The sequence below is a fragment of the Changchengzhania lutea genome, from assembly GCF_006974145.1.
Taxonomy (GTDB): domain Bacteria; phylum Bacteroidota; class Bacteroidia; order Flavobacteriales; family Flavobacteriaceae; genus Changchengzhania; species Changchengzhania lutea.
This window is the reverse complement of record NZ_CP039456.1, coordinates 2257259-2276802: the sequence shown is the minus strand read 5'-3', so window position 1 is coordinate 2276802 and position 19544 is coordinate 2257259. Positions and strand designations below refer to the sequence as shown.

The 19544-nt window shown below is 35.8% G+C and carries 15 protein-coding genes; 7 read left to right on the top strand and 8 right to left on the bottom strand.

Annotated features, from left to right (window positions below):
* The first annotated feature begins 12 nt into the window (after positions 1-12).
* The 3 genes from FAF07_RS10280 to FAF07_RS10270 all read left to right on the top strand — a co-directional run bounded on the left by FAF07_RS10280 (position 13) and on the right by FAF07_RS10270 (position 3454).
* Entirely contained in the window at positions 13-636 is a 624-nt protein-coding gene (locus tag FAF07_RS10280) for a bifunctional nuclease family protein (RefSeq protein WP_142785030.1), read from the top strand.
* Positions 614-2365, top strand: a complete 1752-nt coding sequence (locus FAF07_RS10275; RefSeq protein WP_394344955.1) for a nucleoside transporter C-terminal domain-containing protein — start codon at positions 614-616, stop codon at positions 2363-2365. Before FAF07_RS10280 ends, FAF07_RS10275 begins: the two co-directional genes overlap by 23 nt.
* Before the next feature lie 264 nt (positions 2366-2629).
* Positions 2630-3454, top strand: coding sequence for a thymidylate synthase (locus FAF07_RS10270; RefSeq protein WP_142785028.1), 825 nt, complete (start codon positions 2630-2632; stop codon positions 3452-3454).
* 51 nt (positions 3455-3505) lie between these two features.
* On the opposite strand, the gene FAF07_RS10265 is transcribed toward FAF07_RS10270, so the two are convergent.
* Positions 3506-3802 carry an isoamylase early set domain-containing protein gene (locus FAF07_RS10265; RefSeq protein WP_142785027.1) on the bottom strand — a complete coding sequence of 99 codons (297 nt, stop codon included), beginning with the start codon at positions 3800-3802 and terminating at the stop codon, positions 3506-3508.
* 287 nt (positions 3803-4089) lie between these two features.
* On the opposite strand from FAF07_RS10265, the gene FAF07_RS10260 reads away from it, so the two are divergent.
* The 4 genes from FAF07_RS10260 to lspA all read left to right on the top strand — a co-directional run bounded on the left by FAF07_RS10260 (position 4090) and on the right by lspA (position 8298).
* Complete coding sequence (locus FAF07_RS10260) at positions 4090-5022, top strand: dihydrofolate reductase (protein WP_142785026.1); 933 nt, start codon at positions 4090-4092, stop codon at positions 5020-5022.
* 119 nt (positions 5023-5141) lie between these two features.
* Positions 5142-6698: an NAD(P)/FAD-dependent oxidoreductase gene (locus FAF07_RS10255; RefSeq protein WP_142785025.1), complete on the top strand. Its 1557-nt coding sequence runs from the start codon at positions 5142-5144 to the stop codon at positions 6696-6698.
* Between the two features lie 223 nt (positions 6699-6921).
* The gene (fabD, locus tag FAF07_RS10250) at positions 6922-7803 is read left to right on the top strand and encodes an ACP S-malonyltransferase (protein WP_142785024.1); all 882 of its coding nucleotides are present in this window, start codon (positions 6922-6924) and stop codon (positions 7801-7803) included.
* A 9-nt stretch (positions 7804-7812) separates the two neighbouring features.
* Positions 7813-8298 (top strand): signal peptidase II, encoded by a 486-nt coding sequence (gene lspA, locus FAF07_RS10245; protein ID WP_142785023.1) that lies wholly within the window; start codon positions 7813-7815, stop codon positions 8296-8298.
* Positions 8299-8444: 146 nt separating this feature from the next.
* Here the strand turns inward: lspA and FAF07_RS10240 are convergent, their stop codons facing one another.
* The 7 genes from FAF07_RS10240 to FAF07_RS10210 all read right to left on the bottom strand — a co-directional run bounded on the left by FAF07_RS10240 (position 8445) and on the right by FAF07_RS10210 (position 19511).
* Entirely contained in the window at positions 8445-9656 is a 1212-nt protein-coding gene (locus FAF07_RS10240; protein ID WP_185956418.1) for a hypothetical protein, read from the bottom strand.
* Between the two features lie 65 nt (positions 9657-9721).
* Complete coding sequence (locus FAF07_RS10235; protein WP_142785021.1) at positions 9722-10651, bottom strand: hypothetical protein; 930 nt, start codon at positions 10649-10651, stop codon at positions 9722-9724.
* 27 nt (positions 10652-10678) lie between these two features.
* On the bottom strand, positions 10679-12169 hold the full coding sequence (locus FAF07_RS10230) for a SusD/RagB family nutrient-binding outer membrane lipoprotein (protein ID WP_142785020.1): 1491 nt from the start codon (positions 12167-12169) through the stop codon (positions 10679-10681).
* An 11-nt stretch (positions 12170-12180) separates the two neighbouring features.
* Positions 12181-15342, bottom strand: a complete 3162-nt coding sequence (locus FAF07_RS10225) for a SusC/RagA family TonB-linked outer membrane protein (protein ID WP_142785019.1) — start codon at positions 15340-15342, stop codon at positions 12181-12183.
* 232 nt (positions 15343-15574) lie between these two features.
* Positions 15575-17050 carry a helix-turn-helix domain-containing protein gene (locus FAF07_RS10220; RefSeq protein WP_221930750.1) on the bottom strand — a complete coding sequence of 492 codons (1476 nt, stop codon included), beginning with the start codon at positions 17048-17050 and terminating at the stop codon, positions 15575-15577.
* A 288-nt stretch (positions 17051-17338) separates the two neighbouring features.
* On the bottom strand, positions 17339-18364 hold the full coding sequence (gene galE / locus FAF07_RS10215) for a UDP-glucose 4-epimerase GalE (RefSeq protein ID WP_142785017.1): 1026 nt from the start codon (positions 18362-18364) through the stop codon (positions 17339-17341).
* Positions 18357-19511 carry a DegT/DnrJ/EryC1/StrS family aminotransferase gene (locus tag FAF07_RS10210; RefSeq protein ID WP_142785016.1) on the bottom strand — a complete coding sequence of 385 codons (1155 nt, stop codon included), beginning with the start codon at positions 19509-19511 and terminating at the stop codon, positions 18357-18359. Before FAF07_RS10210 ends, galE begins: the two co-directional genes overlap by 8 nt.
* Positions 19512-19544 lie beyond the last annotated feature (33 nt).

Sequence of the window (19544 nt, the reverse complement as noted above, 5' to 3'; positions counted from 1 at the left end):
TTTTTAAAAGATATGAGTTTAGTAAAATTAAACATAAAAGGAATCTCTTACAGCCAGACCCAAAATGGGGCCTACGCGTTGATATTAAATGAAGTAGATGGTGACAGAAAATTACCTATAGTTATTGGTGCCTTCGAAGCACAATCGATAGCCATTGCTTTGGAAAAAGAAATTAGCCCACCACGACCGCTAACCCACGATTTATTCAAAAATTTTGCCGACCGTTTTGATATTGTCGTCAAACAAGTCATTATTCACAAATTGGTGGATGGCGTGTTTTTCTCAAGTTTAATTTGCGAACGCGATAAAATTGAAGAAATCATTGATGCTCGTACAAGTGATGCCATAGCCTTGGCTTTACGCTTTCAAGCGCCCATTTTCACTTATAAAAACATTCTGGATAAAGCGGGTATTTACTTAAAGGTAAATCCTAAAAAGGAGGATGAAGATGATGAAAACCGAGATAGTATTTTAGTGGACGATTTGATAGCTAATGAGTTGGAACCAGCATCACCGAAAGAAAATTTAAAAGGTAAAACCATTGAAGAGCTTCACAATCTTTTAGACGAAGCAGTCTCGAACGAAGATTACGAAAGAGCAGCACATATTCGTGATGAAATCTCGAAAAGAGAATAACACGCCCACCTTTATGAAATCACTGTTTTTAGTAGTCACTCTTTTTCTTGTATCTACAACTACTTTTTTTGCACAAGACCTTAATAAAACCTGGTTATTTGATGCCATTGAAAACGCTAACGATAGTGTGTCTAATACATTTGAACCCTCCGATTCGGGTATTTTGGTTTTAGATAATGGCGAATTTAATTATGCCGTTGATGCAGAAAACAATAATTATGCAGGTGATTTTATTTATCAAAATAATTTATTGGTGTTTTACTTCAATACACCTAATGACACTATTAAAAAATTCAAAATTTCAGAATTAACAGATTCTACTCTAGTCTTTTCAGAAAACAATAGTATTTATAAATTCAAGGCGCAACAAGAACTTCAACAAAATAGTGTTCTTGCAGAAGGCGCTACACCCATTGTTCCAAATCAGGGATTTTCTATCACCAGCTTATGGCGTGGCGTATTAGGAATGATCACTTTAATCTTTATTTCTTTTCTATTCAGTAACAATAGGAAGGCCATAGATTGGAAAATAGTAGGTATTGGACTAGCTTTTCAATTACTAATAGCTATTGGTGTATTAAAGGTTGAATTTATTAAAAGTATTTTTGAGTTTATTGGTGGTTTATTTATCAATGTCTTGGATTTTACCAGAGCTGGTAGTAAATTTTTATTCGAAGGATTGGTGGTAGACATGGATACTTTCGGCTTTATTTTTGCCTTTCAAGTGCTGCCAACCATAATATTTTTCTCTGCACTAACCTCTGTTCTTTTTTACTTAGGTATTATCCAAAGGGTTGTGAAAGCTATGGCTTGGTTACTTTCAAAAGCCTTAAAAATATCTGGTGCAGAAAGTTTAAGTGTTGCAGGAAACATCTTTTTAGGTCAAACGGAAGCCCCGCTCTTAATTAAGGCATATTTAGAAAAAATGAACAAGTCCGAAATACTACTGGTCATGATTGGTGGTATGGCAACCGTTGCCGGTGCTGTTTTAGCAGCATATATTGGTTTTCTAGGCGGTGACGATGTGGGGTTAAGACTTTTTTATGCGAAACACTTGTTGGCAGCCTCTGTGATGGCAGCCCCAGGAGCTATTGTGATTTCAAAAATATTATATCCCCAAACCGAAAAAGTAAATAATGACGTGAAGGTTTCACAAGAAAAGATAGGCTCTAACTTTTTAGATGCCATTGCAAATGGTACCACAGAAGGTTTAAAACTCGCAGTAAATGTCGGTGCCATGCTTTTGGTATTTGTAGCGTTCATTGCCATGTTTAATGGTATTTTAGGATGGGTTGGCGACGTGTCCACATTAAACAGTTGGGTTGCCAATAACACGCCTTACTCCGCCTTATCATTGGAGTTTGTTCTAGGCTATGTGTTTGCCCCTTTAATGTGGCTTATTGGCGTCGCTAGGGAAGACATGGCACTGATGGGACAATTGTTAGGCATTAAATTGGCAGCTAGTGAATTTATAGGATATATTCAATTGGCCGATTTAAAAAATGTCTCAAATGCTATTCACCTGAATTATGAAAAATCCATCATCATGGCTACCTATATGCTTTGTGGTTTTGCGAATTTTGCATCGATAGGTATTCAAATTGGAGGAATTGGTTCTTTGGCGCCCGGACAAAGAAAAAACCTATCTAAGTTTGGCATGAAAGCGTTACTTGGTGGTACGATTGCTTCTCTAATTTCTGCGACTATTGCGGGTATGATCATTGGGTAATCAATTCCTGCAAAGGCAGGAATCTCTTAGTATTACAGTAACAGTATAACATCTTAAAAAAATATACTCTGCCATCTTTTTAAATATAAGTTAAGATCCATTTCTCGTTTTCAATATCCGTTAATAACTTTTGATATTTATTATTATTAAAAATAAGCTCACAAACATCATTTTACTTAAATTCGTTTCAGCAAAATTTTATCTTAAATTGCAGCTAATTTTTTAATTAATTATGAGATTCCTGCCTTTGCAGGAATGACAACTATGAAGCAATATCACGACCTAGTTAAGCATGTATTAGAGCATGGAAATGAAAAGCAAGACCGTACAGGCACTGGAACTAAAAGTGTTTTCGGATACCAAATACGGTTCGATTTAAGCGAGGGCTTCCCCATGGTTACCACCAAAAAACTGCATTTAAAATCTATAGTTCATGAACTGCTTTGGTTCTTGAAAGGCGATACTAACATCAAGTATTTAACAGAGAATGGCGTAAGAATCTGGAATGACTGGGCGGATGACGATGGTGATTTAGGACCTGTTTACGGACACCAGTGGCGGAATTGGAACAGTGATGAGATTGATCAAATTAAAGATATTGTTGAGACCTTAAAAACGAATCCAGACAGTAGGAGAATGTTGGTGTCTGCTTGGAATCCTTCCGTATTACCAGATACTTCCAAATCGTTTGAAGAAAACGTTGCCAATGGAAAAGCAGCGCTTCCTCCGTGCCACGCTTTTTTTCAGTTTTATGTAGCTAATGGGAAATTATCCTGCCAGCTCTATCAACGTAGTGCCGATATATTTTTAGGAGTGCCTTTCAACATAGCCTCTTATGCCCTATTTACCATGATGATGGCTCAAGTTTGCGGATACGAAGCTGGAGAATTTATTCACACCTTTGGTGATGCGCATATTTATAGCAACCATTTTGAGCAGTTAGAGCTTCAACTTTCAAGAGATATAAGGCCACTTCCAAAAATGATACTCAATCCTGAAGTCAATGATATTTTTGATTTTAGGTTTGAAGATTTTACACTTGTGGATTATAATCCACATCCCCATATAAAGGGTATTGTAGCGGTATAAAAAAAGCGCTTCTCCGGATAGGAAAACGCTTTTTATTAAGTTAAGAAATAACTAAACGTTCACGACGCTGTTATCTGCCGATGCAAACTCACTCCATGTGTAAGCATCTGCGGCATTATCGTTGACATAGGTGCCATCAACAACGTATTTAAACTCATAAGAGTTATCTTTTTCTAAATTCACAGTACCTTTAAAGGTGCCGTTCTTTAATTTTTTAAGTGGCGTAGCCGACGCATTCCAGTCATTAAAATTTCCAACTACCGATACGGTTGTAGCGTCTTTGGCAAGTATAGAAAAGGTAACCTTGCAAATAGGTTTGCTTTTTAAGTATTGTTTTGTAATAGCCATAATAATATAGTGTTGTTTATAGTATTACAAATTTAAAAACAAAATCTCAGACTCTAAACTTTGAAACCGTTTTGCATAAAGAATTATCAAATTGACAATGGGCACTCCCTATATTTCAATCATAGAAAAAATAAATGACCATTCATTGTAATATTATGAATAAAAAAACAGCCTTTTGTCTTGATTTTCAATGCGTTTTAAACGAAAACGTTTGCGGATAGAACTGTAAAAACAAATTCAGTGGAATCATTAAAAATTTTTAACTTTACAATAATTAAAAGAGGATTATGTTCGGAAAAAAGAAAGCCATACCAGAAATAGATAAGGATCAGTTGGAGCTTATTCAAAATGCACAAAAACGGATTAAACAAAAAAAACGTTTATACATACACTTTGTTGTTTTCTTAATAGGAGCCGTTTTTATTATTGTGGCAAATACCGTTTTAGGTATTGCCGAGGACTTTAAAATTTTCAACTTAGACTGGTTCGTCTTTGCTATTTTATTTTGGTTGTTTCTTTTCCTGTATCATCTGTTCAATGTTTTTGTAACCCATAAATTCATGGGTGAAGCCTGGAAACAGCAGCAATTAAAAAAATTGGTTTCACAGCAGCAAGAGCGAATAGAAAAGTTAAAAGAAGATTTTATAAAAGAGGAAGCATTAATAGCACAAACCGAAGTTTATAATGAGGCACCAAAAAATGTCATTACCGATGCTTCTTCAAAAAAAAAAAGTGAGCTCACCATAATTGTAGCTACCAGCGAAAATAATGCCATCGGAAAAGACAACCAACTCATTTGGCATTTAAGTGATGATTTAAAACGCTTTAAACAACTAACAAACGGGCATCATATCATCATGGGACGCAAAACCTTCGAAAGTTTCCCTAAACCATTACCAAATAGAACACATATTGTCATTTCCAGACAACCCAATTACTCAGCTCCCGATGGTGTTATTGTTGTTACGAATTTAGAAGATGCTATAGATGCTGCCAAAAGTGACTCCCAACCTTTTATTATAGGTGGTGGTGAAATCTACAAGCAAGCCATGTATCTTGCAGATAAAATAGAACTCACTCGTGTGCATGCCCATTTTGAAGCCGATACGTTTTTTCCTGAAATCGATACTATAGCTTGGAAAGAAATAGCTAATCGATTTCATAATAAAGACGTACATAATGACTATGACTTTTCTTTTATAACGTATGTGAAGACTTGAATCTACTTGACTTTGTCAGCAAGATTAACAAATCCATTTAAAAAGCAATTATACTAATTACATAAATATTCAACCTTCTTTTTTTAAACGCTTATCTCAATTTTCCATAATTTCGCAGCATGGTAAAAGACATTCAGTTACGTATTAGCCTTAAGGAAGAAAAAATTGATGCTATTTTAACTTTAAAATCAGCGCGTTTTTTAGGGATTAATACTTCTGAAATCACTGGGATTAAAATTTTAAGAAAATCCATTGATGCCAGAAAACCGAAAATCTATTTCAATTATAAGATTGCTGTTTACATCAAAGAGCCGTTGCCAGAACAATCGAGTTATCTGTTTGACTATAAAGACGTTTCAAAGGCGAAACCCATACATATCATCGGCTTTGGTCCCGCAGGCATGTATGCAGCACTGCGCTGTATTGAACTTGGTTTTAAGCCCATTGTGTTGGAGCGTGGTAAAAATGTAAAAGACCGCAGGCGTGATATAAAAGCTATTAATCAAGACCATATTGTAGATGAAGATTCCAATTATTGTTTTGGAGAAGGAGGTGCAGGCACGTACAGTGATGGGAAACTCTACACACGTAGCTTAAAGCGTGGCGACGTTCGCCGGATTTTTGAAAACTTAGTATTTCACGGTGCTACCGAGCAAATATTAATAGACGCACACCCGCATATTGGGACAAACAAACTCCCTAAAGTAGTTCAGAATATTCGAGAAACCATTTTAAAGTATGGCGGTGAGATTCATTTTGAGACACGCGTTGCAGATTTTGTCATACAAAACGGCAAAATAAAGACTATCCAAATGCATAACGGTAATGAAATGTCCGTTGAAAAGGTAATTTTAGCCACGGGGCATTCTGCAAGAGACATCTTTTATCTATTGCAAAAAAAAGAGATTCATTTGGAAGCGAAATCTTTCGCTATGGGTGTTCGTATCGAACATCCACAGCATATTATTGATAGCATTCAGTATCATTGCTCTAGCGATAGAAACGAACTGTTACCAGCCGCATCCTACAGTTTGGTGCAGCAAGTAAACGACCGTGGGGTGTATTCCTTTTGCATGTGCCCAGGTGGATTTATTGTGCCTGCAGCTACAGCCAGTGGCGAAGTGGTAGTAAATGGCATGTCCCCGTCTAAACGAAATAATCTGTTTGCAAATTCGGGTATTGTTGTTGAAATTAACGCCGATATAGATTTAAAGAAATACGCGCATTTTGGAGCCTTAAAAGGTTTAGAATATCAAAAAAATCTAGAAAAGTTAGCCTATACGGCTGGCGGAAGAAGTCAGACGGCTCCTGCACAACGTTTAACAGATTTTGTCCAAGGTAAACTGTCTTCAAATTTAAACCCCACATCATACCAACCTGGTCTAAAGTCGGCACCATTGCATTCATTACTTCCGAAATTGATTGGCAGCCGATTGAGAAAGGGCTTTGAATACTTCGGACAAAAAATGAAAGGCTATTATACAGAGGAGGCTAATATTGTCGGTGTTGAATCTAGAACCTCATCACCAGTATCGATTCCTAGAAATGGCTTGTTGCAACATCCACAAATATCTAATTTATTTCCCTGTGGTGAAGGCGGTGGTTATGCTGGTGGTATCGTATCTGCCGCTATGGATGGGGAACAATGTGCCGAAGCGGCAACTGTTGGATTATAGCTTATTTCACAGAGAAACGCAGAGGTTACACCGAGATTCACTGAGAAATTAGTGCTAACTTGTGGGTGTGTTCTGTAAATTAAAAAACCTCGCGTTCAATTTTAATAAAAAACGCGCTGTGCTACTCTGTGGCTCTCCGCGTCGCTCCGTGCAACAATTAATTCTTCTAAGGATTAAAGTCTTATAAAATTGTTATTTTTGCCACATTAAAAAATTAACCAACATGAACGCATATATTTTTCCTGGCCAAGGGGCTCAATTTACAGGGATGGGCTTAGACCTTTATGAAAACGCTCCTTTAGCCCAAGAACTCTTCGAAAAAGCGAATGCCATTTTAGGCTTTAACATTACAGATACCATGTTTGAAGGCTCTGCAGATGATCTTAAAGAAACCAAGGTCACCCAGCCAGCAGTATTTTTGCATTCTGTTATTCTTGCCAAAACAATGGGTGATCGCTTTAAACCAGATATGGTTGCTGGCCATTCCTTAGGTGAATTTTCAGCCTTGGTCGCAAACGGCACATTGACTTTTGAAGATGGTTTACAGTTGGTCTCACAACGTGCATTGGCGATGCAAAAGGCATGCGAAATAGAACCTAGCACGATGGCTGCCGTTTTGGGGCTCGACGATCATATTGTTGAAGATGTTTGCGCAAAAACCGAAGGCATTGTGGTTGCTGCTAATTATAACTGTCCAGGACAATTGGTCATATCTGGTGAACTTGAGGCCATAAATAGAGCTTGTGAAACCTTGAAAGCAGCTGGAGCAAGACGTGCGCTTGTTTTACCTGTTGGAGGCGCATTTCACTCGCCACTTATGGAACCTGCACGAGAAGAGCTTGCTGCGGCTATTGAGAACACTACCTTTAGTAAACCTCAATGCCCTATTTACCAAAATGTTACCGCTAGTGCGATTATGAATGAAGTGGCTATTAAAATTAATTTAATTTCACAATTAACAGCGCCAGTTAGATGGACACAATCTGTACAGCAAATGATTACGGATGGTGCTACTTTGTTTACTGAAGTTGGTCCTGGGAAAGTGCTTCAAGGCTTAGTTAAAAAAATAAATAGAGACGCACAAACCGAATCGGCAACCATATAAAACCATTTCATGAAATTATCGCGACGTTCCGCCTACATACTTTTAGTCATTATAATCACCATAGCCTTAGATCAAGTTTCAAAAACGATCGTTAGAGTCCATGTTAACCCTTCAGAAAGATCATCTATAATTGGTGAGTATTTTACACTTCATAATGTAGAGAATGCTGGAGCATTTTTAGGAATGGGTAGCGACCTAAACCCCACTCTTAGAATTTTATTATTACTCATTTTACCCATCGTGGTTTTAGGATTTGTATTGGTGCATATTTTTAAGGATAAATCTTTAGATAACTTGTCTTTATTTGCATTTGCGGCTATTATTGGTGGCGGTTTGGCAAATGTTTACGACCGCATTGTATATGGATCCGTGACCGACTTTTTGCATATAGATCTTGGTGGTGTATTTAGAACGGGTGTGTTTAACATTGCCGATTTATTTGTTACTACAGGTATGATCATACTTGTTGTTGTGAGCTTTAGGAAGAAAAAATAGAAAGGGTTTCAAATCTTAATGACTCATAATCCGACGATTTGTGTTTGGTTTACCATTGGGGGCTAAAAGGTATAAAAAAACCACTCTTCATTAGAGTGGTTTTTAGTTTTATATCAAGTAAATCTTCTTTTTATATATAAATTAAATTACGGCAATTGAAGTACGAATTGTTGTCCTGGATAATCTCCACCACAAGCTTCACCAAGTGCAAATGTATTGGTTATATCAATTGTTTTAGAAGCCAGATCAAGTGTGCCTGAACCTGTAACAACTCCTGTAGGACAACCATATTGGTAATCTTCATTCGACATTACTGTTACATTACCACAAACATCGTCGATAGTTACAATCAGGTATGCAGTGTCAGTATTTGCAATCGCAGGATTGGTATAATTTCTTATCCAAAATTCATTGGCACTTGTCCCTGCTTCTATTTCAACCGTATCACCTACGGCATAATCAGCCCAATCATCAGTTACAACTGTAGAAGTTCCAATGAAGGGGCCAGCCATGCTTGTATCAGGAGAGCCATCATTCGTCAAAGTTGCATTTTCTGATGTAATTGACCAACTTTCTCCAGATTTGGATACTTTGGCTAGAACAACATAATTATTACAAAGAATTCTTGAATTTAATGCAGCCGAAAAATTAAGCACATCGTCAATAACACCAGGCTGATTGAAAGATAAATCTATATCTATATCAAAATCAGAATCATCAAGGGCATATACATCGGCCACAACAAAATAATCGCCATCTGGAGTATCAGCCCCTAATGTCAATTCCTCAAAATCGGCACCATCTGCACCATCAATTATATTAGTATAAGGAGAAACAGCATCGGTAACTAATAATATTAAATCCGCAAGTTCGGTTGGTGAAGATTCAGAACCATTATCCGCATCCCATTCCATTCCAATTGTAAGATCAAATCCCACAGAGTTTTCAATATTTATTGTTAAAGGAGAAGGGTATTCCGTATTTGGATTTACCAAATATGCACTTGTAGCAGCAGGGCCACTTTCAATTTCTAAAACTAAAGTTTCGGTATTCTCAACAAGTACATCATTGAGTATCGTAACACTCATTTCACCAGTAGTGGTAAGGGCTTCAACTGTGCCAACAGAAACTTCATAATCTGAACCAAGCTCTGCGTTTCCGCCAACTTGTTTAAAACTAAAGATGAGATCTGTATTGGTAAGTCTATCTGTAACAATATCATAAGTAATTACCGTTTCACCTGCCTCATTAACTGAAGTTGGACCTGGTCTTAAACTAAATGTTGGCGTAGGATAATTTGCCGTACTACCCACGAGAGCCAAATCATCGTCAGAGTTACAACTAATAAGGAGTAACACTAAGAGTACACAATTACTTAATATATAAAATATTTTTTTCATTTTATTTAATTTTTAAATTTGAATTATTCTATAATTTTTTCCAATACTTGATAAAACTCTCTAGGGCCTTCATTCCCATCAGAACCTGGGGTTAAATACCCAAAGGTCATGTATAAGGTTACAAGATCATTATCACGTACAACAAAATTAGTTACAGACGCTCCACATGGAACATTGGTCATCTCAGCAGGGTTGGTTTGACAGGTTATAACAGGTTGTCCGTTTCCAAGTTGTCCATCTCCCTCGGGAGTCAAAGCTGGATAGGTAATAACACCTGTTTCAGGGTCTACCTTAAAATACCACTCATTACCATTAAAAAATCCAAAGAATTCAATGACTCTATATGTATCACGACAGATATATTGAATTTCAATTTCAGCTGGCCAAGAAGTTTCTGTATCATTAAATGATCCGATTCTATAATATGCAGCATCTAAGGTTCTATATTTTCCTGTGATATCTGAGAAACATAAGTATTCGACCGTAATTGCTATTGAACTAGTACGACCATTTACTATAACAGAATCATCGGAAATTTCAGTAATATTTAAAATCAGCTTAGGGTTCTCATCTAACGGTGGGTCGATTCCGTCTGTAATTACGGTTAATGGAATAGATGCAAGATTATTATTAGCAGATGAAATAGTGGCCGTCTTGGAATCCAGTCTATAATGTACCCCTTCAATAGCTGTAGATGAAGGATCTACTGATAATGCCACTGTAATTTCTCCATTAAAATCATTAGAGGATGGACCTTCTAGAATTATTGGTAAGAAAACTTCTGATTCTTCTCCATTTGCAATAGCAGATGCATTAACAGTTGCCGCTGTAAAACCTACAAAATTCGGACCGTCATTAAACGTGTCAGCAAGATTGTCATCATCTAAGATGCACGACGTTATTGACAAACACATTACTATTAATAATGTAATAGATTTTATTATATTTTTCATATATATGATATTTTTTAAATTAATTTATTACTGCATCCAAAATGTATGTCTGTCAAAAGCAGCATTATCACCTTGATCAGGAACATTAGCTGAATTCGTAGCTATTTCTGAAGTTGGGTATAATAAGTTAGATGGAAATATGGGAGAAAAAGCACCTACAGGAATAGGTATCCCAGAAGGAAAACCTGTTCTAACGCGATCCATCCATACTTCAAATCCAGAAATAAAACCACCAGCAATCCATTTTTGAGTTATAATAGCCTCAAGTTCGTTTCCAGACGAAGAAGCTAGAGCCCAATTGATTTTATTGTTAAAAGAATCAGCCTCGTATGCAGTAGCGCCTGTTGCTCCTAACTCACTAAAAGAAGCAGCTATACCCGATTTATACAATGAAGCTGGATCGCCAGGAATTAAACCTCTAAAAGCAGCTTCTGCTTGTAAAAACAAAGATTCGGAACCGAGCATAACCTGAAGGTCTTGAGTGCTATCGACTAAAAGCCCAGGGCCTAAAGGCGATGTGGCATCAGATCTAAATGCATTGGTATAATTATTTTGTGGAATTCCACGAATCTCTCCATCTGAAGCGGCAGGCACAAAAAGTTGTGTAAGCCTTGGGTCGTCACTATCCTTTAGAAATTCAACAAAAAACTCATTACCACGTGCAGCTTGATTATTGTTTGTAGGATTCCCTCCAGGAGTTAATCCAAATACAGTATAAAAAGGATTTTGTTGATTGGCTTGATTTGCATAACCAGGATTAACAGATACTGTGGCATCAATAAATCCAATACCATTGCTTATTAATTCACTATACTTAGCAGCTAAACTAGCACCTGTATTTACTTGGCGTAGCAACATCCTTAATTTAAGTGTGTTTGCAAACTTTTTCCACTCATCCATATCTCCACCTAACATAGCATCCGTAGAAGCTGTCAAAGTTCCCGGAGGCGCATTGTCAATCATGCTAATGGCTGTATTTAGTTCATTATAAATCGCATCATATACCTCTTGGTCATCATCGTAAGCTGGCTGTGTATTACTTCCTCTACCAAAGGCTTCACTATAAGGAATATCCCCATAAGTATCTACCAGCATAGCAATATGAAATGCTTTCATGATTTTAGCAATGGCTTTGTAATTGTCATATCCATCCGCTTCAAAAGTTTCTATAAAGTTATAGGTAAAAAGCGTTAGCGTATAGGTGTTTTCCCATATTCTAGAATAGGTACTATTAAGAATTAAATACTGTTGTTCAGGTTGATACCAAACACGATCTCCAGCATCAGCTAAAACACCTGCATGTATGCTTCCAATTCTATTAAAAGAGTCTCCAGAAGCATTCAGCTTATCTGCATCATAAAGCATATCGGCCGAATTCTTTTGTGCTGCGGGTAAGACTAAATCAGGTGTCGAAGAAGAAGGGTTTGCAGAACTTCCATTAACATCTAAATAATCATCGCTACATGATACCGAAAACATCAATATCGAAAGGAGAATTAAATTTTTTATATTTTTCATTTTCAAATTTTTTAAAATTTCACATTAACTTTAAATCCATAAGTTCCACTTGGTGGAGCTTGAGCAGATGTTCCAATACCTGTTGTTCCGTTTGTTACCGTTGAATTGTTGCCTGCACCAATACCAATATTTTGACCAAAACCAGAGTTAAGTGAAAATTCTGGGTCTGTATAAATGTTTTCTGCGGCTCTCCACATAATTAAGTTATTTGCCACAAAACCAACAGTGATTGCTTCAAAAGGTGTCTTTTCTAAAAATTTAGAAGGTAATGTATAGTCTAATGCAATTTCTCTAATTTTGATAGCAGAGGCATCCACTACATAGTTTTCTTTAATTTCGTTATAGGAAGTTTGCCAGAAGTTTCTTGTTCCGTCTGATGTGGGTCTGTCTGTGTTCTCAACGAATATTCCAGAACCAGGTGCTGTTTCATATACAGAGTTTGGAAAAATAAATGGTTGTCTATCTGTAGACACACTGTTTTTTGTTAATCCAGCAAATTCTAGGGCCTCAACAACTGTGCTATAAAATACATGACCCGTTTTATAATCAGCTACAGCTCTTAAGGACAAACCTTTATAGCTTAATTTAGTTGTTACACCAGCTATAATATTAGGAACTGTATTTCCCAAATTTTCAAATTCACTAGTTGGAGATGGATTACCATCAGCACCAACAACTATTCTACCTTGTGGATCTCTTACATAAGCAGGTGCAAATAAAGATGGATATTGATCACCTACTACAGCAAATATTCCAGCAGTGTCTGCTATTGCTGTTCCAAGTTGAATTCTATCGGCACCATCACTCAATGCAATTACTTCTGAATCATTGGTTGAAAAAGTGAAGCCTAAATCCCATTGAAAGTGTTCAGTTCGAAGAGGAATTAAATTTAAATCAATTTCAATTCCTTTATTTTGAATCTCACCTACATTAGTTAAAAAAGAAGTAGCTCCTGAAGCTCTTGAAGCAGCTGCATTACTAATCTGATCCTCAGAATTAGCAACATAATAATTAGCATCAAGTGTTATTCTTTTTCTTAAAAACTCAGCTCTAAATCCTGCCTCAATTGAAGTTGTAAACTCAGGACTTAAATTTGGATCTACTGCAATAGTAGTAGGTCTTAAACCTGGATTAGTAAATGGAAAGCCTACTGGAACAATAAGATTTTCATTAGTATCTTGAATATCTGCATCTTTACCTACTTTAGCATAACTTACGTTAAACTTTAAGAAATCTAAAATATCTCCTTTTAAACCTTCAATAGCATCAGTTGCTATAAATGATAGACCACTACTATAGTATTGATAAGTGTTATTTTGAGCAGGAAGGGTAGAAGACGTATCCTGTCTCCATGATCCAGTTAAAAATAAATAATCTTTAAACCCTAAAGTTACATCCCCTAAATAAGAGTATAATCGCTTTTGGAATGTACTTTGCGGAGAAGCAAAATTAGTTGTGTTAAATGCTAAATTTCCTTGTCTTACATTTACATTGAAAATTTCATTAGTAAATAAATTATTACCAATAATATTCATTTGATTATTTCTGCGAGACTCTAAGTGTGTTCCCAAAATAACTCTTAAACTAAAATCATCTGATAATTGCTTTTCTATATTAAATAAAAGATCCGAGTTTAATCTAAAGTCACTACTAGTTCCATCTGCTACAGCATTTACTTCGTCAGAAGGTCTTGAGTATGGTGTGTTTGGAACATAGGCAAATGCTTCTTGCGTATTTTTAGTTTCTCTATTAGACCATGTCCCCCCTAAAGAATAGGTTGCAGAGAGCCAGTCGTTAAATGCGTATTTAAAATTCGCAACCGCCTGTAAACGATTTCTTCTATTCGTGTCTCTATTTTGATCTACAACTTGGTATGGATTTTTAAAGAATGCATTATAGTAAGTGTCTGGTGTAGCATATTGATCTGTTCTCCAGTTTTTATACTTCTGCAAATCTATATGGGCAGGTGTATTTAATAAGATTCTATAAAAACTACCATCTGTTGGACTAGGTCCAGCTGCATCTACTTTATCTTGAAAGAAAGATACTATGGTTCCCGTTTCAAGTTTACCGTATTTTTTAGTAGCATTAAATCTAAAGTTATCTCTAAAATATTTATCGCCTGGAGTAATACCGGTTTTGTCTATTCTTTGTGCTGAAAAGAAATAGGTAGAAGTATCGTCTCCTCCACTTATAGAAATTCCGTTTTGAATTCCAATACCTGTCTCGAAGAAGTTTTCTCTACCATTTTTAACTGGAGCATATCGTCCTGTTTGGAAAGTCCCATCAAGTAGTACAGGGCCAATCTGACGAATAGTACCATCATATCTAGCACCCCAACTTTCATTTTCATCTGGTGTATAAGTAAAAACATCATCAGAACCACTACCATATTTGCTTTGCGTTTCGGGGAAGAACTTTAGCACTTCAAAAGTAACAGCAGAATTAACAGAAATACTAATTTTCCCATTGTTTTTACCTCTTTTTGTAGTGATAATTAAAGCTCCATTTGCTCCAGCAGAACCATACAAGGTTGCGGAAGAAGCTCCCTTAAGTGTATTAATTGATTCAATATCATTAGGATTTAAGTCTGACAGTGCACTACTAGATTGAGGGACACCATCAATTACTATCAATGCGTCATTATTTCCGTTAATGGAAGTAGAAGCTCTTAATCTAACAGTGGCATTAGGTCTAACACCATTGTCACTGAAGTTAATGTTCAAACCAGACACTTTACCAACAAGCGCCGATGTAGCATCAACAGGTGCAGCTTGCACCAAAGCTTCTTGGCTTATTACCGTAGTAGCATAAGCCAATTCTTTTGGTTTACGCTTAATCCCCAATGCCGTCACAACGACTTCTTGTAGAGATTCTACATCGTCTTCTAAAACCACATCAATGGTATTAGATGCGCCAACCAAAATTTCTTTTGGAATATATCCTAAATAACTAAAAACCAGAGTATTGCCCTGATTAACGGTTATAGAATAATTTCCATCAAAATCTGTTGATGCTCCGGTGGCAGTGTTTTTGATTAACACTGTGGCACCAGGCAGGGGCATGTTGTTGTTGTCTACAACTTTCCCTGAAACTGTTTTTTCTTGCGCAAAGCCTATGGAAATACCCAATAGCCAAAACGCCAGAATTAAATAGGAGTTTTTTACTTTCATAAATAAATTGTTTTGAATTAGTCTATGCAGATTGTAAAAAGGCAGGCGGTAAAGTTTTTTTAAGTGACTAATTCAAAAAATTATACTTTACAGTGAAATCAAAGTTTAGAGAAATCTATTATTTAAGTAAAGCGCATTTACCACCTTACCTTTTACAATTGCAGAGTAAAAAAAAGAATAGTGTACGTAAATATTGGTAATCCCTATAATACTTTACTCTTCCGATGAATGTTTACTCAGGATTTACGTAGGTTCTTTTATTTGTTAGCGCTTGAATGAATTCTGAAGGCGTGAGTGAAGTTTCCTTTTTAAACGCTTTATTGAAAGTGACCTTATTATTGTACCCCACTTCGTAAGCCACATCAATAATGTGGAGGTTGCCATGGGTATCTTCTTTAAACATATTTATAGCCTCTTTAACTCTAAAGGTATTAATAAGTTCAAAAAAATTCATATTAAAATGTTCATTTATAATTTGAGACGCATTATGCCTTGTGGTATTTAATTGTGTTGAAAGCGACTCCAAGTTAATGGTGTTGTCCTTATACACCTTTTTTTGAACCATCAAATTAATCAAATTTTCTTTTAACTCTTCAGAGAGGGCATTCGTAAGTCCAGAATGCTTATATTTATTGAGAAATAACTTGTCTTTTAATGACACATAACTATTACTGAAAATATCTGGTTGAACATAAGCCATATGAGCAATGTAAACCACCATGACCGACATGAGACCTACTTGTGCATGGTTAACCAAGCTACCCAAATCACCCATTATACTTGTACTTGATATACCATATATGACATAAGACAGCACGTAAGCCAAATGAATTTTATAAAGATTTTTCTTCCAACTTTCTATAGACGATGATACTGGTGTTTTACTTTCGCTAGATTTATATTTATAATAAAGCCTTCTAATTAAAAACGCATATATAATTAAAGAACTCGTTTTTAAAATGAATACGGTATAACTAAAAAACTTGTATGATACATCTAAATCTAGCATCATTCTAATTTTTTCTGATGCTGAGGATGAATATAATGGGGTTAGAAATATGAGTAACAACAAGGATGGCAAAAAGTGTAACAAGTCTACTTTTCTAAATTTATATTTCAGACTAACACCTTTAAAATAAAAATATAAAAATGGCCCATATAATAAGGCTCCTGTCGATGCCATCAAATAAGTGTGCGGAATCTTATATTGTAAATTAGACATGTATAAAACAAATTCTAAAATAAACAAGGAGTGCACAGCAACAAATCCACCAATAAATATTTTAGTAGCGGCATGAGCCTTTTTTGAAAAATATATAACAAAGGCAAAATAAAAGCCTATTAAAGCTATGTATAAATAAAGAAATGTGAGCACATTCAGCTTAATCATATACCTGTTTTTCAATGCCTTATATTCTTTAGTAGCATTTATAGCATCATATGAAGAATCATCCAAAATTAAAAAATCTAATGTGTTATTTATATATTTCTCTGTAAAACTAAAGGCATCTGCCGGCTGCTCCAAATGTGCATTAAGAATAGCCAAAGTTTTAAAAATATTAATAGAATCTTGATGTTTCTCTCTTATGGCATTTTCATAAAGTATCAATAACTCCAATTGTGTCATATCGTTATCGATGCTTTTTTCCTTAATTAAACTATCAATTTGAATTTGGGTAATTGTCTTTATTGCAGGATCGGCAGTCACCTCTATTGAGGTAAAAAATAAGCAATATGCGAAAAGCAATATTTTCGAGTAATAATTCACAGAGCGGATTGATTGATTTGATTGATTTGAAAATGTAAAAAAGATATTTTTAAGACCTTCTTAACTTTTATGAAATTATAAATAAAGTCGGTTAAAACTCTTAAAACTTTCTTAAAAAGGTAATATCCGATAATCTTTTACCTTAATAACCATATGTATAAGACAGTAAAAAGCCACTCCGTTTTAATAGGAATGGCTCTTTTGTATTTACTTTTTTATAATAAAATATTATTTACTACTTTTAACCTTCTGTTCCCACAACCAAGCAGATCGCATCGCCTCATCCAAACTAAGCTGCGTTTTCCACCCCAAAACATTGTTCGCTTTATTAGTATCGGCATAGGCAGAAATAATATCGCCTTCCCTTCTGCCTACAATTTTATAATTCAACTTTTTACCAGAAACACGCTCAAAAGATTGAACCACTTCGAGTACCGTGCTTCCTTTACCCGTTCCTAAATTAAAGGTTTCATAATTTGAACCATTTTTATTTTTAAGCAATCTACCCAAGGCCACCACATGTGCTTTCGCTAAATCAACCACATGAATATAATCCCGAATACAGGTACCATCATGCGTTGGGTAATCATCACCAAAAACAGATAGCTGTTCGCGTAAACCAATAGCGGTTTGCGTAATAAAAGGCACTAGATTTTGAGGAACTCCAATGGGTAGCTCACCTATTTTTGCTGATTCATGTGACCCGATTGGATTAAAATAGCGAAGTGTAATCGCTTTTAAAGTTGGTGTCACTTTACACGTATCACCGATGATTTCTTCACCTATCTGTTTTGTATTGCCGTATGGGGACTCAGCTTGCTTTACAGGTGCATTTTCTGTAATTGGCAATTCGTCTGCTTGCCCGTACACTGTGCAAGATGAACTAAAAATAAAACTCGCTTCTGGGAGTTTCTTAAGTTCTTTTAAAATATAAATTAAGGTGCTCAGATTATTTTCATAATAGAGCAAAGGTTCATTAACACTCTCACCAACGGCTTTACTTGCGGCAAAATGTATGACGCCCTTTATATCTTGATGTTTTGCGAAAAAACGTTCAACACCAGTCTTGTCTTTTAGATCTAATTTTTCAAACAATGGTTTCTTGTCAGTAATTGCTGTAATACCATCTAAAACATCGATAGACGAATTTGATAAATCATCTACTATAACAACTTCATAGCCTTCATTTTGTAGTTCTACAACAGTGTGCGACCCAATAAATCCCAATCCACCAGTAACTAATATTTTATCCATTTATAAATTTTATAAGTGTTAAAGTAATAAATTCTATTTGTTCATCGTCTAATTCTGTGTGCATGGGCAAAGAAATAACATCTTTCACTAACTGATTGGTTATTTTGAAATCTGCTTCATTATATCTAGAGTCCACATACGCCTTTTGATTATGGAGTGGAATTGGATAATATACACCACATGGGATATCATGCTCATTTAAATGTTTTGCCAACGCATCTCTATCTACGCCTTTTACCCGTAATGTGTATTGATGAAATACATGACAATCGCAGGTATCACAGATGCCATCACATCCATTAACTGTTTTAGGGGTGATGATACTCTCTATATCCTTGAAAGCCTTATTGTACTTTCCTGCAGCATGTCTTCTGGCTTTGTTATAAGCATCTAAATGCGGCAACTTTGCGTCTAAAACAGCGGCCTGAATACTATCTAACCTTGAGTTAACACCAACCACATCATGATGATAGCGCTCATACATACCATGATTTACAATACCCCTAATACGATGTGCTAACTCATCATCATTAGTAAAAATAGCACCACCATCACCATAACAACCTAAATTTTTTGAAGGAAAGAACGATGTAGAAGCCACATGACCAATGGTTCCTGCTTTCAATTTTCGGCCATCTTTGTAAGTGTATGTAGATCCAATGGCTTGCGCATTATCTTCAATAACAAATAAATTGTTAGCATCTGCAATCTCCATAATCGCCTCCATATTGGCACATTGGCCAAATAAATGCACTGGAACTATGGCTTTTGTTTTTGGTGTAATGGCTTTTTTGATGGCCTCGATATTAATGTTAAAATCATCCTCATTAACGTCAACCAAAACGGGTGTTAAATTTAAAAGCGCAATAACCTCTACCGTTGCGGCAAACGTGAAATCTGCAGTTATGACCTCATCGCCGGGTTTTAAACCCAGCCCCATCATGGCAATTTGCAAGGCATCGGTTCCATTTGCACAAGGAATAACATGCTTAACATTTAAATACCTTTCTAAATTCTTCTGAAACTCATGAACCTTTGGGCCATTTATAAATGCTGTAGTTTCTATAACTTCCTGTATGGATGGATTCACGATATCCTTTATACCTTGATACTGACCTTTAAGATCTACCATTTGAATTTTCTTCATCTAAAAAATTTTATAGTCGAAATAATTTGCATG